Genomic DNA, 14308 nt, shown 5'->3' with positions numbered 1-14308 from the left:
CCGGCAGGACGGGTTGCGGGCAGTCAAACCGTCACCTTGAACGGGGCTGGTCCCGGCGGAGAGTGGGGAGACGATGCGATCGGACGACGTGGGGGCAGAACCTGCCGGCGGGCAGGAAGCAATGCATGACGTTTCAGACGCCGGCACCCTGGTGATCCGCACCTGGCATGAACATGGCGGGCAGTCCCCCGCGTTCCGGGCAAGGATCACGTACGGTCCTGCCCACGGCCGCGACCAGACAACGGTGTCCGCCGCCGACCCCGACCGGGTCCTACACGTTGTGCAGCAGTGGCTGTTGACCCAAACCATTGCCCCAGGCGGGAACTAGCTGGTCCTTTGCCCCGTGCGCCTGGGGCTTTACGGCCTCGCTGATGAGGTGCTTAAGCGCCCCGGAGGGTTCTACACCCATATCCTGCAGCAGCTGGTCGTGGTACTTCTCGTACGCGACCAGGGCGGACGCGAGGTTTCCCTGGGCAAGTTCTGCCGCCACCAGGAACCGGACTGCGCTCTCGTACAACGGCTCGATATGGAGTGCCGCAGCCGCGGCTTCCGCAGCCGCCCCGTGATCACCACGGCTGGAAAATCCGCCGGCAAGGAGCGTCAGGACGCGGAGCTGGTCGTGCCGCAGCCGCCCTTGCTCGAACAGTACCCAATCCTCATACCAGCCGGGCAGGAATTCCAGGTCGCGCAGTTCCTGCAAGTTCGCTGGAAGCACTTCGCGGCCGGGGATGCCCGCTGCCTTCAGGACAGCCCGGATCTTGTGCAGGTCCACCACAACCCTGGCGTCCAGTGACAATAAAGCTCCGTCCTTGACGAGCAAGCCGGGCAGTTGCCGTGTGACCAAGTGGACTGTTACCCGAAGGCTTTCGAGGGCCTTGTCATCCGGATATTCGGGCCACAGCATACCGGCCAGGAAGGTGCGAAGGCTGGCACCGCGGACCGCCAGTGCGGCGATGAGCCGCTGCTGGCGTGCAGCAACGTGAACTACTTCCCCGCCCTGGCGGAGCTGCCAGGACCGCATGAGGTCCAGTTCAAAAATTCCATAGTCATCGTTGCCCATGGCTACCCGATCGGAACAGGTGTTACTGCAGTGAATTGTAAGATTGAGCATCCTCATGTTGACAGGGAAAGTCAATCAACAAATCCCCCTAATTGCTTAGCGAGAGAAGCCTCTCAGGGGTTCCGTGGCCCTACATTGGCGGGTCATTCAACGCTTCAGCGGATGCGTCGAGGAAGGTGACGACGACGTCGCACACCAGGTTGGTCCGTGCGAGCCCGAAGAAGTGGGTCGTGCCGGGAAACACCGCCAACTGCGAGGCGGGCACACCCTCGAAGTCGCCGTTCACGTCTCCGCCGCGCAGCTGGAGGAACTTCACCGCATGGTCGAGCCTGACCATATCGCAGTCGCCCACGGTGTAAAGCGTGGGGGCGGCGATGCCGCGGATCTCGTCGTCGCTCCAGCCGGTTTCGCCCTCGCCGTAGCGTCCAAGCTTGTCCAGCAGGCCCTGCAGGTGCTCCCGGTCCGGATGCGGGGACACGGCGAGGTAGCGTTCCTCCATCGGGGTTCCGGCGATCATGTCCACTGTCATCACCGCTACCGCTTCTGCGTTCCCGCCGCGGTCGCCGTCCGGGCGGAAAGATACCGAGGACACGATGAGCTTGCGCACCAGCTCCGGCCGGCGGACCGCGAGATCCAGCGCCACCGCACCTCCTATGCTGAATCCGAAGACATCGACGTTCCCAACACCGAGGTGCTCGAGAAGCCCGGTGACGTCCGAGGCCAAGGAAGCAGTAGCGAGCGGGCGGTCGATGTCGTTGGTACGTCCGTGCCCCTGGAAGTCCATAGCTATCACCCGGCGCCCGGCCGACAGCCCGGGAATCAGCGCACCGAACTGCTGCTCAATATCGAAGAGCCCGCCATGCAGGAGCAACAGCGGCACGCCGCCGCCGTCGCCGTGCACCTCGTAGTACATCTGAAGCCCGTTCACCGGCGCGTATCCGGTTTCAGGCGCGCCTGCTGTCCTATTGATCATAACGAGCCTCCTCTGGCCTCGGGTGTGTAGCCGTGTGCTCAATGGTGGCACCGGGCAGGTGCACCGGCCAGTACCTGCCGGTCGGCTGCTGTCAGACCCTGGCCGCCCGCGGGAGGAAGGCGCTCGGTTCCTGCCTGATCCGTGCCAGTGCGGACTCTACCGCTCCCTGGACAACGGCTTCGGCTCCCAGCGTGCTTGCCACAAGATCCGGAAGCGGGGCACCGGAATCGGCAGGGAGCAGGCTGCGCGCGTGTTCCAGGACGGGGTCAACGGCCCGTGAGATCGCGCCGGCTATGACCACACGCTCAATATCGAGGAGGCTGGAAAGAACCACCGCAATTTTCGCCAGCCGGGCGCCGAGCCGGGCGATGATGTCCTTCCCCAGAGGATCCCCTTCACGGGCTGCCTCGAACACGTCCTCCGCCTTGATCTGCTCCTCGGGAATGGCCCGCAGCGTTGTCCGGCCCTCGTAGGAGTGGATGCCCGAACGCGCCCATTTCCGTGCGAGCGCCCCGAACCCGTCCGTGCTGCCTTCGCCGGGGAGGAACTTGTCATCGGTGAACGCGTCCAGGAACCGCATCTCGCCGGCTCCGCCCCGCGGTCCGCGCAGCAGGCGCCCATCGACGATCAGGCCGGCGCCAAACCGTTCGCCTGTCAACAGGGTGGCCACGTTGGCGGAGGGGTCCTGTGCCCGTTCGGCAATGGCGGCGAGGTTGGCGTCATTATCGACGACGACCCTGCCGTGGAGGTGCGAGGCGAATCCGCTGTTCATCAGCTGCCAGAATTCCCCCTCCGCGGGGGACGCGCCGCCGGCGTCCACCGGCGCGGGGACGCCGACGACCGTGAGCAACACATCCTCACCCGTAAGCCCGGCATCGGCAAGTGTCAGTCCGATCAATTTCCGGGCTTTTGCGCAGCGGCCGGCGCGCCCCAGGACGTGTGAATCAAGCCCCTCGCGGCGGCTGCCCAGTTCGCGTCCCCGCAAATCCGCGACGACGGTCGTGAAGGACGTCTCGCCGGCGTCCAATCCCACAACCACACCGACAGCTTCACGCAGCCGGTAGCGGCGCGCCGGCCTTCCTTTGAGCGTGCGGCCCGTGGCGTCACCGCCGTCGTCTACCTCTTCCAGCCATCCCGCATCAACCAGCCCGTCACAAACTCCCAGCACTGTGGCGCGGGTCAGCCCGGTTTCAGCCATCGCCTCGCCCGCGGTGAACACCTGTTCCTGCAAGGCGAAGCGCAACAGCGCCTCCGAGTTGATCTGCCGTAACAGTTGGGTGGAGTTCGCCGTGGTTGCGTTCATCCCTTGACGATATCCCTTCCGTCCCCCATCCTCGTATAGGTCCTAAATATAAGCTCCATATAAATCTTCCGAGACCCACCAGGAGCCAATGTTGCCACCCTTGACGTCCGCCGGGACGCGAGTCTCCCGACGTACATTCCTCGCCGCAGCCGGAAGCGCGCTGGCCGCTTACGGCCTGGCAGGATGCAGCGCGTCGGGCACCCCGACCATCACATTCCACCAGTCAAAGCCGGAAGCCGTTCCCTATTTCCGCGACCTGGCAGCGAAGTTCACCGCGTCCCAGGACCAGTTCCGCGTTCTGCACGACATGGCCACAAATCTCTCCGCCGGATTCGTCCGGAGCAGTCCCCCTGACCTCGGTTGCCTCAATTACAACCTTGAGATGGCCCGGTTCATGGAGCGGGGTGCGCTGTCGGACCTTTCCGACCTGCCCGAGGCAGCCGCCATCCGCGAAGACGTGCTCGACCTGACGAACTGGTACCCCACCTATGCAGGCCGTACCAGCGTGATCCCCTACTCGGTGATGGCGGCGTCCGTCATCTACAACCGCCGGATTTTTCAGGACAACGGCCTGGCCGTCCCGACAACCTGGGACGAACTTATCGACGTATGCGAACGGCTCAAGGCTGCCGGCGTCACCCCGATCTACGGCACATTCCGCGATCCCTGGACCATCGCCCAGGGCCTGTTCGACTACGCGGTGGGCGGCATGGTGGACGTACGCGCGTTCTACCAGGCGATGCACGGCATCGGAGAAAAGGTTGGACCGGATTCCGAAGTGTCGTTCCAGAAAACCATGCTGGAACCGGTGCAGCGCATGGTCCAGCTGACGAAGTACGTCAATGCGGACGCCTCCAGCCGCGGCTACGGTGACGGCAACACGGCCATGGCACAGGGGCAGGCGGCAATGTACTTCCAAGGGCCGTGGGCCTTTGGAGAGATTGAAAAGGCCGGCACCGATGTGGACCTCGGCACCTTCCCGCTGCCCATGACCGATAACCCCGCAGACCTCAAGGTCCGGGTCAACATCGACCTCTCGCTCTGGGTCCCCGAGGTGGCCAACGGGCAGCAGGGAGCCCGCGCCTTCCTGCAGTACCTCATGCAGCCGGAGATCCAGAACCCGTACAACGCCCAGTTCCTGGGGTTCGGCACGGTCAAGGACGCACCGGCGGTCACCGACCCCCGCATCGTGGACATGCAGAAGTACTACGACGGGGGCCGCTTCTACATGGGCGCCTCGCAGTTCATCCCCAACACGATTCCCGCCGCGAACTACTTCCAGTCAATCGTCTCCGGAGCGGACGCTGAGAGCACCCTGCGACGCATCGATGCCGACTGGGCCCGCCTGGCCTTCCGCGCGTAGGCGCATCCCCGAACCCCTGCACGAAACGAGGACCACCCATGTCATCAATGACGAGACCTTCCACCAGGCCGGTGGTGAGCGCCCCACCAGCGGCCACGCCGGCAAGAGTAAGCAAAAGCCGGGTCGACCCGCTCTACTATCTTTTCCTGTTGCCGTCGCTGGCGATCTTCACGCTCGCCGTCACACTCCCTGCGGTACTCGGCTTCATCTACAGCTTCACGAACTCTGTTGGCTTCGGCGACTTCGAATTCATCGGCCTCCGTAACTTCATCGCTGCCTTCCGCGATGAAGGGATCCTCGGCGCCTATGGATTCACGCTCGCCTTTTCGCTCGTGACCGTCGTCGTCGTGAACGTCCTGGCCTTCCTGCTGGCCCTGGGCCTTACGTCCCGTGTCCGCTTCCGCACCGCGCTGCGGACGGTCTTCGTTATCCCGATGGTGATCTCCGGCATCGTCATTGCCTTTGTGTTCCAGTACCTGTTCTCCAATTCGCTGCCGCTGGCAGGCCAGAGTCTGGGAATCGAACCGCTCACCACGAGCATCCTCGCCAACCCGGACCTCGCCTGGCTGGCGATCGTCTTCGTCACGGCATGGCAGTCGGTTCCGAGTGCGATGCTGATTTACATCGCAGGCCTGCTGACCGTGCCCGCCGAGGTGTACGAGGCGAGCTCCATCGACGGTGCGAAGCCCTGGCACAACCTGCGGCACATCACGTTGCCGCTCGTGGCCGGGTATGCCGTGATCAACACCGTGCTGGGCTTCAAGAACTACCTCAACGCCTACGACATCATCGTCGGCCTTACCGACGGCGGCCCCGGGGTCGCCACCCGGAGCGTAGCGATGGCAATCTTCCGCGGCTTCGAAGGCGGCGACTACGCCTACCAGATGGCCAACGCCGTGATCTTCTTCCTCATCAGCGTCGCCATCGCACTCATCCAACTCCGCTTCACACGTGGCAAAGGAGGGATCGCAGCATGAGCAACGCGACCCGAACCATCCCCGCACAACCAGTGACCCCTGCCACCCGCCGCATCCGCGTTGGCCAGGAGCGCACCAACTGGCCCGCCACCGCCGTCTTGATCGTTTGCACCCTTGGCGTGCTTGTCCCGCTGTACGTCACGGTCAGCATGGCGCTCAAGACCACTGGCCAAGCGGTGGACGGCAATGCCTTCTCCTTGCCGAGCCCCCTGACCTTCGATGGTTTCACCCAGGCATGGACGCTCACGAACTTTCCCCGCGGCTTCGCGATCTCCGTGTTCGTCTCCGTCATCGCGGTCATCGGGGAGATCGTGGTGTCGGCGCTCGCAGCCTATGCGATCGTCCGCAACTGGGACCGCCGGCTCTTCCGCTGGTCCTTCTTCTACCTGCTGGCGGCGATGTTCATCCCGTTCCCGGTGGTGGCGCTCCCCCAGATCCAGCTGACCGGCATGGTCGGACTCGACAATCCGCTCGGCGTCGCGATCCTGCACATCGTGTTTGCCCTGGCCTTCAACACGATGCTGTTTACCGCGTTCCTGCGCTCGATTCCGCTGGAGCTGGAGGAAAGCATGCGGATGGACGGCGCCGGGACGTGGCAGGTGTTCTGGCGGCTCATCTTTCCCCTGCTCGGGCCAATGAGCGCAACGGTGGGCATCTTCGCCTTCATCGCGTCCTGGAACGACTTCATGATGCCGTCACTGATCATTTCCGACCCGGAACTGCAGACAATTCCCGTGCTGCAAAAGATGTTCCAAACCCAGTTCAGCAACAGCTACAACGTAGCGTTCGCCTCGTACCTGATGGCGATGGCGCCCGCGATCGTCGTCTACCTGTTCACACAGCGTTGGGTCATGTCCGGCCTGACCCAGGGCGCCGTCAAATAGTTCCTGCGAAGAGGGGTGCCTTCCGACCCCACGCGCGCGTTGGAAGGCGCCCCTCAGAGTGCGGGGGTGGTCAAGGACCGGCGGATACCGGCTATCCTGACGGCAACTCCCAGCAGCACCAAAGCGATACCGAATGCCATGAGAATCCAGACGGGCGCCGCCGCGGCTTCGATGTTCCGGTAGCACTCCGGCGCCAGCGCCGTGATGTGCAGTTGGGCATCGGCCATTTCAGCTGCCTGGCTTTCCGGCAGCAGCGGACTGCCGCAGAGCGGCCCCGCGGGCCTTAAACCGATGACGATACTGAGGATGTGGACGGCCAGCCCCACGGCGATGACCAGTAACCAGCCGCGCCGTTGGCTCAGTTCCTGGTTGATGGACCTGGTGGGATTTTCCGCAGAATCTTGAACCGCCATGATCCGAGCATAATGAGGGCCGGAGTGTTTTGCAGTGTTCGTGCGCTTACCGGCAGCCGCTGAGGATGCCGGCGATCGCATCATGCTCAGCCTGCGTTACCCATAGTTTGTACTTGGCCTTAACGGCCGTCTGCCGGATGACATACTCGCACCGGAATGCCCTGTTCGGCGGCAGCCAGGTGGCAGCGTCCTTGTCACCCTTGGCTCCGTTGGTGGGTCCATCTGCGGCCATGAGGTTCAGCGGGTCGTTGGCCAGGTCCTTGCGCTCTTCAGCAGTGAGTTGTTGCGCGCCCTTTTGCCAGGCGTCGCTAAGTGCTACGAGGTGGTCGATCTGGACAGCGGAACTGGTATCCTGCCCGCGCACGAAATCGATGGTTGTGCCGGTGTATTTGTCGGCCAAGGTGCCGGTCACAACAACGCAGTCGTTGGTACTGGGCTTGAAGGTTTCGTCGGTGAGGTCCCGGGCCAGGATGTCATTGCGGGTGTCGCAGCCGTTCCGGTCAACGTCGGCCCAGGCCGGACCAAACTCATCGCGGGAATAGCCGGTCTTCGGCGCACGGCCCTTCACCGGAATGGTCTGCAGCTGGTTGAGGGCGTTGCCGGCAGCAGCCGGATCTGCCGGAGCGGGATCACCGGCGGCGCTGCGCGGAGCAGATTCGATGGCCTCCAGCGCATTAGCGGCGGCATCACAACCGGCGAGTGAACCAGCCAGCACAACGGCAGTGGCTGCGGCAAGGGACTTGGCGGCAAAGCGGGAAATCTTCATGGTCCTTCGGGGGTCAGCGGGCTTTCAACGCTAACGTCCGCTGCTGCTCCCGAGCGGCAGGCTGTTCGGTGGCGCCTGTCACATGCGGCAACCCTGCAGCTCGCTACGGCGTTCCTGTCCGCATCCTTGCGGACAGGCTGCGGGGGGCTTTAGGCAGCAGGGTCCGGTTCCGGCTTTGTCAGAAGACCTGGGGAGATGGACCGGCCGCGGAGCGAAGCCAAGCCAAGCCAAGGCCTTGTTCCCTGGGAGCTGTCGTCGATCCAGCAACAATCTGGCCACCACACCCTGACATTCGACTTGGACTGCAAACCTGCAACCACGGATCCCCTGCCAGGGCCGCACCCCTTCCATGCACGGTTCCAGGTCCAATTCAGTTCTGACCATGACGCTGTCTGTGACCCACCTGGGTGATGAGCCTGCCGTCTACGGACAAACCATTGGTCCCTTCCAGGACGAATGGATGACCACCCGGCAAGTCAGTGAGATCGAAAAGATCCTTGGCACCAAAGTGACGATCACTCAACGCTGGCAAGGGGTCTACGCCGCCAGCCCCCTGACCTCCCTCCTGCGTGAGGAGATGGAACCAGCAACAACAGCAATAACAGTCGCCTCCGGCATCGGGATGACCCTGTCCTTCGGCATTGCGGCCAAAACGATCGAAAGTCTCTGACGCAGGAGCCACCCAGGCATCGCCGTCGTGATCCATGCCTTCCGCAGGCACAAAGCCGAGTCAACGGAGTCCGACCAGTGACAACAGCACCACACCGCCTTTCCCGTCCAGACCGCCCCTTCGGAAGCCTTCTGACCGCCATGGTCACGCCTTTCACCCTGGAAGGGCGCTTGGATCTCGATGCCACCGCGGATCTCGCGTCCCAGCTGGTGGACGGCGGCGACGACGGCCTGGTGGTATGCGGAACAGCCGGCGAAGCCTCAACGCTTGAAGACCGGGAACAAACAGACCTCATTCGGGCAGTGAGGGACGCCGTCGGCCACCGGGCATTTGTCGTCGCCGGAACGGGGACCAATGACACTGCACGGTCCGCCGCGTTAGCCAGGCGCGCTGCCCAGGCAGGGGCAGACGGCCAAATGGTGGTTACTCCCTACTTCAGCAAACCCACCCAGACTGGAGTAGTGGAGCACTTCACCACTGTCGCCGGAGCGGCAGAACTTCCCGTGATGCTCTACGACATACCGGGCCGGGCGGGCATATCGGTCTCCACCGAAAGCATCAAACGCCTGGCCGATAACCCCCGCATCGTTGCACTGAAGGACGCAAAGGCGGACTTCAGTGCAACAACGGAAGTCCTGGCCGAAACCGACGTCGCTGTCTATGCCGGCGACGACGCCCTCGCTCTTCCCTGGCTGACCGCAGGAGCTGCGGGGCTGGTCAGCGTCTCGGCTCACGTCGCGCCGGGAAGCTTCCGCCACCTGATCGACGCCGTGGACGCCGGCAACCTGGCGCTGGCCAGGCAGCTCCACTTCGAGCTGGCACCACTCATACGCGCCGTGATGAACTACGCACCTGCAGCCGCCGCCGCCAAACACATCCTCCACGGGCCCCGATCCCGGCTGACTGCCAGGTGCATCATCTCTCCAGGGTTTCCGCCTTCGCTGCATATGCGGTGGCCTGGTCACGCACTTGGCGGATGTAGGTGTCGGACTGGTTGTAGGCGTAGATGGCGCCGGTCCATCCTTCCGAGGTGGTGAGGTCACGGCCGTTGGCGCATAAATAGTGTGCTGCGCTAAGAGCGGCATCGTCGATATTGGACGGGTCTGCCGTTCCGTCCCCGTTTCCGTCGCGCGCTACGAGCTGCCAGGTGGAGGGGATGAACTGCATCGGTCCCACAGCCCGGTCCCAGCGCGCGTCCCCGTCCAGGGTCCCGGCGTCCGTGTCGGCGATCGCGGCGAATCCGGTACCGTCCAGGACCGGGCCCACAATCGGGCGGCTCACTTCCCCCTCGGCGGTGAGGCCGCCGCCCCCGTATGTTCCGTGTCCTGTTTCAACGAAACCGACGGCCGCCAGGGTGTTCCACCCGAGCCCGCACGCCGGAACGGAATCAGTGACGGTTACAGCTGCGGCAACGTACGCCCGCAGCGCTCGTTCCGGGATGCCGGTCTGCCCGGCGGCCCGGACAACCCATTCGGCATCCGGACTCCTGGTGACGTTCACCGCGGTGGTCATACCAGAGGACAGCGCCTCAAGCTCGGCCCCCGCCCGGGGCGGCGGAGCAAGGGCCTGCCGCGCATCGACGCCGGCTTGCCCAAGCAGCCAGAACACGAAAGCGGTGGAGACACAGACCGAAAAAACGATAAGAACCAAGAGACGCCTGAGACCGAGCACCGACTAATCAAACCATCTGCAATCAGGACCGCGCCGCCATCATGTTCCTGAGCATCCTCCACTGCACGAAAAAACCCGGGCGTCATCCCGCAAGTACTGCGGAATGACGCCCGGGACTGCTATTACCGTTGAATGCTGTTAGGCGTCGATCACCATGTCGGTCTGCGCCGTGGAGCAGCAGGGCAGGAACTTGCCTGCGTCGATTTCCCGTTTGCGGATACCACCCTGGTGGTTCATCTCGATTTCCCCAGAAAGCTTGACGACCTTGCAGGAGCCGCACATGCCTTCCTTGCAGTTGGCGCCGATCCGGACACCCGCTCGCTGCGCCACCTCGAGGATGTGCTGGTCGGGATCAATCCGCACGTTGACGCCGGTGCGCAGGAAGGACAGGGTGAGGCTTCCCGTTCCCACCGTCTCAAAGCTCGAGGCATCGGGGGTCACGGCCTCGGGCTCCGCGTCCGCACTGCCCCCAGACGTGGACGCATCCGTGTCAACGGTTTCCAGCGGCAGCCCCGTGGCCTCGAGGGGTCCATCGGCGTCGTAGCCGGGCTCATAGAGTCCGAACGCGCTTGGCTGGCCTTCGTAGTAATCCTCGGCTGACTCGGCGATCTCCTCGGCGATTTCCTCCGCGATGTCCGTTGCCAGCGCGATCTCTGCCTGGTACTCAAGGAGTGTCTGGCGGTCTCCCGAGAAGAACTCCATGTAGATGGATGTGTCGTCTACGCCGACCTTCTTGAGGAGCTCGGTGGCGCTGTTCAGGTAACCCTCGGGGCCGCAGGCGTAGACCTGGCGGCCGTTGGCGTCGGGGGCCACCTGATCGAGCATGGCCGCCGTCAGCCTTCCGGTGAGCCCTTCCCACCCCTCGGGCTTGCTGCGGTCGCCCAGGGAGTAGAAGACCTTAATCCGCGAGTCCACGGAGGCGATGTAGGCCAGCTCCCGGTGGAAGGCAAAACCTCCGGCTTCCGCCCCGTGGTACAGGACCACCACATCGGCGTGTCCGGGCAGGGAGTGGATGGTCCGCACCATGGACATGATCGGAGTGATGCCTGCACCGGCGGCCAGAAGGAGGTAACGCGCCCGCCGGTCGGCGTCGGGCAGGTGGAACGCCCCGACCGGTCCGAGCATGTCCAGAACGGTGCCGGGTTTGACGTTCGCATGCACCCACGGAGAAACCAGGCCCGTGGGGTCGCGCTTGACGCTGATGCTGAACGTCCATGGCTCCGTGGGCGAACTGGACAGCGAGTAGCTGCGGTCCACCGGATCCTGGTCCTCACCGTTTACCGGAAAGGCGACGTTTACATACTGGCCCGCACGGAAGGCCAGGGGCGCACCGTCGGTGCGCCGGAACACGAAGGTCATCAGGCCGCCGGCCTCGACAACGGTCTCCACGCATTCGGCCATGAACTCCTGGGGGTGCCAGGGGCCCAATGCACGGGCAGCGCGGGCTGGTGTCTCGGTGCTGCCCATGACCCTGTTCCACGGCATCTCCAGACCGCGAATGCGCTGTGGTTCCTGGATCACCGGTTCAGTGAGGAGTTCGGTCATGCCAAGTGCTCCTGAACGCGCTGCACGTACCAGTTGATGAATGCCTCGACCTGGTATTCGCTCTTCATGTACGGGCCGGGCTCGTAGGCGGGGCTGGCAGCGCCCTGCTGGCACAGTTCCACGAACGCCTTGTCCTGCAGGTTGGTCTGCTTCCAGGTGTAGGTGAGCTTCTCCAGGTCGTAATCGACGCCTTCTTCGGCGTCGTCAGCCACCAGCCAGGTGGTGCGGACCAGCGACTGGTGTTCGTTGATGGGGAAGACGCCGAACGTGATGACGTGGTCGCCGAGGAAGTGGAACCAGCTGTTGGGCTGCAGGTGCATGGAGCAGCGGCCAAGGCGGAAGTCCGGCAGGTCGCCGAGCAGCTTCTTGGAGAGCCGGCGCCCGTCGGCGGAGAAGGACTCGCCTTCGCCGTCCAGGGATTCGCGGGAGATGCGGATTCCGGCGATACGGGTGTCAAGCTCCTCTACCACCTCGTAGGGCAGGCCGTAGCGGCGGCAACGCTCTTCAAGAGAGGACTGCGCTTCCTTGTTGCGGTCCCATACTTCCTCAAGGTGCGGAGGAATCAGGCCCTCGGTCAGGCCCCACGTGGGGAAGAGTGAGCATGCGAGTTCCGGGTGCCCATCGCAGTGGTAGCACTCACGGTTGTTTTCCATGACGAGCTTCCAGTTGCCCTCTTCGATGATGTTCTGCTGGTAGGCAATCTTTGCTTTGGAAAGGTCGTGCGGGGCCAGGTAGGGCTCGAAGATCTTTGAGGTCTCGTCGAAGTCTGTGGGCGGTTCGTCAGCGATGCAAACGAAGATGAGTCCGGCAACCTCGCGGCTGTGGGCACGCTTGAGCGCGAAGCAGTTCTTGTCGAACTTCGCTTCTCCGGGGGCGGATGCGTGGATCAGGTTGCCCTCGGGGGAGTAAGTCCAGGAGTGGTAGCCGCAGACGAGGTTTCCGGTGGAACCGGCAGCTTCGGTCAGGACGCGCGCCCCGCGGTGGCGGCAGACGTTGTGCAGGACGTTGACGTCCCCTTCGTCGGTGCGGAGGACGATCAGCGAGTAGGGACCGTAATCGACCGTGATGTAGTCGCCCGGCTCCGGCAGCTCGGCGACACTCCCGGCAAAGATCCAGTGCTGGCCGAAGATAGCCTCCATGTCGACCTTGAAGATTGCCGGGTCGGTGTAGAAGGGGGCATCGAGGGAGTAGCCCGTGCGGCGGAACGCAAACAACTCGGTGATCTCAGCCAGCTGCTCTGCAGGCAATGAGGACGCGAGTTTTCCGCGTGAGTTGAGGGGCTGGTGCACTGGAGCAGTCATGGGTTTCCTCCCGGGAGGCGTGGTTACGTGTGATATCTGGGGCGACTACGGATGCGTCAGTGCAGCCGTTGTCAAAAAGCGTTGTTCCAAGAGATTAGGGCGCACGAGAGCTCAATAAAAGCGCAAGAATCCGGAGATAACCGTGCACAATAGGTGCATGATTGATCCGAGACTTATAACGCTCCGAGTATTCGCCCGCTGCGGGACCGTAGGCGCAACCGCGGAGCTCACGGGGTACTCCCCTTCAGCCGTCTCCGCGCAATTGCGTGAACTCCAGCGCGTGCTCGGTTTGCAGCTCCTGGCGAAGGACGGCCGCGGCGTGCGGCTGACCGCTACGGGCCGGTTTCTTGTGGCTGGTTCGGACTCCCTCATCGCGGAATGGGAGAGCCTGCGCGCCGCCGCCATGGAGGCCGGGGACCAGGTGCAGTCACATTTCGGCCTCGGTGGATTTTCGACGGCGGCCGCCCAGTTGCTCGCGCCGCTTGCGGCCACTCTCCGCTCAACGCGTCCGCAACTGGAGGTACAGGTACTTGAGGCTGACCCGGCCCGCTGCTTCGATTTGTTGGTAGCCGAGAGGATTGACCTTGCGGTCATTGTCGCCATGCAGTCGAACACCTACGGCGAGGATGACCTGCGCTTCGAGCAGACCGTGCTGCTCGACGATCCCCTGGACGTGATCCTTCCGTCTGACCATCCGCTGGCATCGCAGGAACGGGTGACGCTCGAAGAATTGGCCTCGGAAGCCTGGATCACCGAAGCTGCGGGCTCCACCTACCACTCCCTCTTCACTGCGGCGTTCACGGCAGTTGGTGTGACACCACGGATTGCCCACGAGGCCGTCGAGTGGGAAACCCAGATCGCCTTCGTGGGTGCGGGGCTCGGCGTGGGCTTGCTGCCGCGACTGGCGCCCTTGCGCAATGCAGAGAATGTGGTTCGCCTGCGCCTAACGGGCAAAGGCAGGCCCTCGCGGCGCATTGTCGCGGCCGTACGTAGGGGCAGCATTGCCTCTCCGCTGATTCAGGAGTCGCTCGACATCCTGCAGAAGAACGCTGAGCGGATCGTCGCCGCCCGGCCGGAGGACGAACTCTGAGAATCGTTTCCCCGACAACGAAACAAACATGTTGACCTGTGTCACAGTCGAGTATACGCTGGGGTCCAATCTAATATATCAGTTCGCTACTTTTGAATATATCTAGAAGGAGGAGGGGACATGACCCTCATGCAAACAGAGGCAACCGCAGCGGCCCTGCCGGCAATGGAGCCGGGGCAGAAGTTCGTGCTCACGCTCTCGTGTGCCGAGCAGGCCGGGATTGTGCAGGCCGTGACCACCTTCCTGTTCGAGCGGGGCTTCAACATTGATGAGCACCAGCAGTTCGATGACA

At 63.6% G+C, this 14308-nt stretch carries 15 protein-coding genes and 1 pseudogene; 8 read left to right on the top strand and 8 right to left on the bottom strand.

Going from position 1 to position 14308, the window contains the following annotated elements; all coding sequences use genetic code 11:
* Positions 1-73 precede the first annotated feature (73 nt).
* Positions 74-328, top strand: a complete 255-nt coding sequence (locus AC5RU7_RS10810) for a hypothetical protein (protein WP_494052221.1) — start codon at positions 74-76, stop codon at positions 326-328.
* Here the strand turns inward: AC5RU7_RS10810 and AC5RU7_RS10805 are convergent.
* From AC5RU7_RS10805 to AC5RU7_RS10795, 3 genes are all read right to left on the bottom strand, one after another.
* On the bottom strand, positions 272-1060 hold the full coding sequence (locus AC5RU7_RS10805; RefSeq protein ID WP_494052220.1) for an AfsR/SARP family transcriptional regulator: 789 nt from the start codon (positions 1058-1060) through the stop codon (positions 272-274). The genes AC5RU7_RS10810 and AC5RU7_RS10805 overlap by 57 nt on opposite strands.
* 130 nt (positions 1061-1190) lie before the next feature.
* The gene (locus AC5RU7_RS10800; RefSeq protein ID WP_494052219.1) at positions 1191-2033 is read right to left on the bottom strand and encodes an alpha/beta fold hydrolase; all 843 of its coding nucleotides are present in this window, start codon (positions 2031-2033) and stop codon (positions 1191-1193) included.
* 91 nt (positions 2034-2124) lie between these two features.
* A complete protein-coding gene (locus tag AC5RU7_RS10795; protein ID WP_494052218.1) occupies positions 2125-3336 on the bottom strand; it encodes an ROK family protein in 1212 nt (403 codons plus the stop codon).
* An 88-nt stretch (positions 3337-3424) separates the two neighbouring features.
* On the opposite strand from AC5RU7_RS10795, the gene AC5RU7_RS10790 reads away from it, so the two are divergent.
* The 3 genes from AC5RU7_RS10790 to AC5RU7_RS10780 are packed head-to-tail and all read left to right on the top strand — an operon-like array spanning position 3425 to position 6560.
* The gene (locus AC5RU7_RS10790; RefSeq protein WP_494052217.1) at positions 3425-4699 is read left to right on the top strand and encodes an ABC transporter substrate-binding protein; all 1275 of its coding nucleotides are present in this window, start codon (positions 3425-3427) and stop codon (positions 4697-4699) included.
* A gap of 38 nt (positions 4700-4737) precedes the next feature.
* Positions 4738-5676, top strand: a complete 939-nt coding sequence (locus tag AC5RU7_RS10785; protein WP_494052216.1) for a carbohydrate ABC transporter permease — start codon at positions 4738-4740, stop codon at positions 5674-5676.
* Positions 5673-6560 carry a carbohydrate ABC transporter permease gene (locus AC5RU7_RS10780; RefSeq protein WP_494052215.1) on the top strand — a complete coding sequence of 296 codons (888 nt, stop codon included), beginning with the start codon at positions 5673-5675 and terminating at the stop codon, positions 6558-6560. The genes AC5RU7_RS10785 and AC5RU7_RS10780 overlap by 4 nt, the downstream gene beginning before the upstream one ends.
* Before the next feature lie 53 nt (positions 6561-6613).
* On the opposite strand, the gene AC5RU7_RS10775 is transcribed toward AC5RU7_RS10780, so the two are convergent.
* Both AC5RU7_RS10775 and AC5RU7_RS10770 read right to left on the bottom strand, forming a co-directional pair.
* Positions 6614-6973 carry a hypothetical protein gene (locus AC5RU7_RS10775; protein ID WP_494052214.1) on the bottom strand — a complete coding sequence of 120 codons (360 nt, stop codon included), beginning with the start codon at positions 6971-6973 and terminating at the stop codon, positions 6614-6616.
* 46 nt (positions 6974-7019) lie between these two features.
* Complete coding sequence (locus AC5RU7_RS10770; protein WP_494052213.1) at positions 7020-7739, bottom strand: HNH endonuclease family protein; 720 nt, start codon at positions 7737-7739, stop codon at positions 7020-7022.
* Positions 7740-8121: 382 nt separating this feature from the next.
* On the opposite strand from AC5RU7_RS10770, the gene AC5RU7_RS10765 reads away from it, so the two are divergent.
* Both AC5RU7_RS10765 and dapA read left to right on the top strand, forming a co-directional pair.
* Complete coding sequence (locus tag AC5RU7_RS10765) at positions 8122-8409, top strand: hypothetical protein (RefSeq protein ID WP_494052212.1); 288 nt, start codon at positions 8122-8124, stop codon at positions 8407-8409.
* Between the two features lie 77 nt (positions 8410-8486).
* A pseudogene (gene dapA, locus AC5RU7_RS10760) lies at positions 8487-9254 on the top strand (4-hydroxy-tetrahydrodipicolinate synthase); the annotation flags it as partial.
* A gap of 70 nt (positions 9255-9324) precedes the next feature.
* Here the strand turns inward: dapA and AC5RU7_RS10755 are convergent.
* The 3 genes from AC5RU7_RS10755 to AC5RU7_RS10745 all read right to left on the bottom strand — a co-directional run bounded on the left by AC5RU7_RS10755 (position 9325) and on the right by AC5RU7_RS10745 (position 12926).
* Positions 9325-10059 (bottom strand): lytic transglycosylase domain-containing protein, encoded by a 735-nt coding sequence (locus AC5RU7_RS10755; RefSeq protein ID WP_494052211.1) that lies wholly within the window; start codon positions 10057-10059, stop codon positions 9325-9327.
* Positions 10060-10218: 159 nt separating this feature from the next.
* Entirely contained in the window at positions 10219-11625 is a 1407-nt protein-coding gene (locus AC5RU7_RS10750; protein ID WP_494052210.1) for a ferredoxin reductase, read from the bottom strand.
* Positions 11622-12926 (bottom strand): aromatic ring-hydroxylating oxygenase subunit alpha, encoded by a 1305-nt coding sequence (locus AC5RU7_RS10745; protein WP_494052209.1) that lies wholly within the window; start codon positions 12924-12926, stop codon positions 11622-11624. Before AC5RU7_RS10745 ends, AC5RU7_RS10750 begins: the two co-directional genes overlap by 4 nt.
* A 157-nt stretch (positions 12927-13083) precedes the next feature.
* Here AC5RU7_RS10745 and AC5RU7_RS10740 point away from each other — a divergent pair, with 157 nt between their 5' ends.
* Both AC5RU7_RS10740 and AC5RU7_RS10735 read left to right on the top strand, forming a co-directional pair.
* Positions 13084-14016: a LysR family transcriptional regulator gene (locus AC5RU7_RS10740; protein WP_494052208.1), complete on the top strand. Its 933-nt coding sequence runs from the start codon at positions 13084-13086 to the stop codon at positions 14014-14016.
* A gap of 120 nt (positions 14017-14136) precedes the next feature.
* On the top strand, positions 14137-14308 hold a 172-nt coding region (locus AC5RU7_RS10735; RefSeq protein ID WP_494052352.1), incomplete at its 3' end, for an ACT domain-containing protein.

The sequence above is a fragment of the Arthrobacter sp. K410C genome, from assembly GCF_059090105.1.
This window is presented reverse-complemented; position numbering and strand designations above follow the sequence as displayed.

Coding starts and splice junctions, on each gene's coding strand:
- AC5RU7_RS10785 (WP_494052216.1), top strand. CDS start 4,738: ATGTCATCAATGACGAGACCTTCCACCAGGCCGGTGGTGAGCGCCCCA.
- AC5RU7_RS10780 (WP_494052215.1), top strand. CDS start 5,673: ATGAGCAACGCGACCCGAACCATCCCCGCACAACCAGTGACCCCTGCC.
- AC5RU7_RS10745 (WP_494052209.1), bottom strand. CDS start 12,926: ATGACTGCTCCAGTGCACCAGCCCCTCAACTCACGCGGAAAACTCGCG.
- AC5RU7_RS10750 (WP_494052210.1), bottom strand. CDS start 11,625: ATGACCGAACTCCTCACTGAACCGGTGATCCAGGAACCACAGCGCATT.
- AC5RU7_RS10740 (WP_494052208.1), top strand. CDS start 13,084: ATGATTGATCCGAGACTTATAACGCTCCGAGTATTCGCCCGCTGCGGG.
- AC5RU7_RS10810 (WP_494052221.1), top strand. CDS start 74: ATGCGATCGGACGACGTGGGGGCAGAACCTGCCGGCGGGCAGGAAGCA.
- AC5RU7_RS10775 (WP_494052214.1), bottom strand. CDS start 6,973: ATGGCGGTTCAAGATTCTGCGGAAAATCCCACCAGGTCCATCAACCAG.
- AC5RU7_RS10770 (WP_494052213.1), bottom strand. CDS start 7,739: ATGAAGATTTCCCGCTTTGCCGCCAAGTCCCTTGCCGCAGCCACTGCC.
- AC5RU7_RS10795 (WP_494052218.1), bottom strand. CDS start 3,336: ATGAACGCAACCACGGCGAACTCCACCCAACTGTTACGGCAGATCAAC.
- AC5RU7_RS10765 (WP_494052212.1), top strand. CDS start 8,122: ATGACGCTGTCTGTGACCCACCTGGGTGATGAGCCTGCCGTCTACGGA.
- AC5RU7_RS10790 (WP_494052217.1), top strand. CDS start 3,425: ATGTTGCCACCCTTGACGTCCGCCGGGACGCGAGTCTCCCGACGTACA.
- AC5RU7_RS10805 (WP_494052220.1), bottom strand. CDS start 1,060: ATGGGCAACGATGACTATGGAATTTTTGAACTGGACCTCATGCGGTCC.
- AC5RU7_RS10800 (WP_494052219.1), bottom strand. CDS start 2,033: ATGATCAATAGGACAGCAGGCGCGCCTGAAACCGGATACGCGCCGGTG.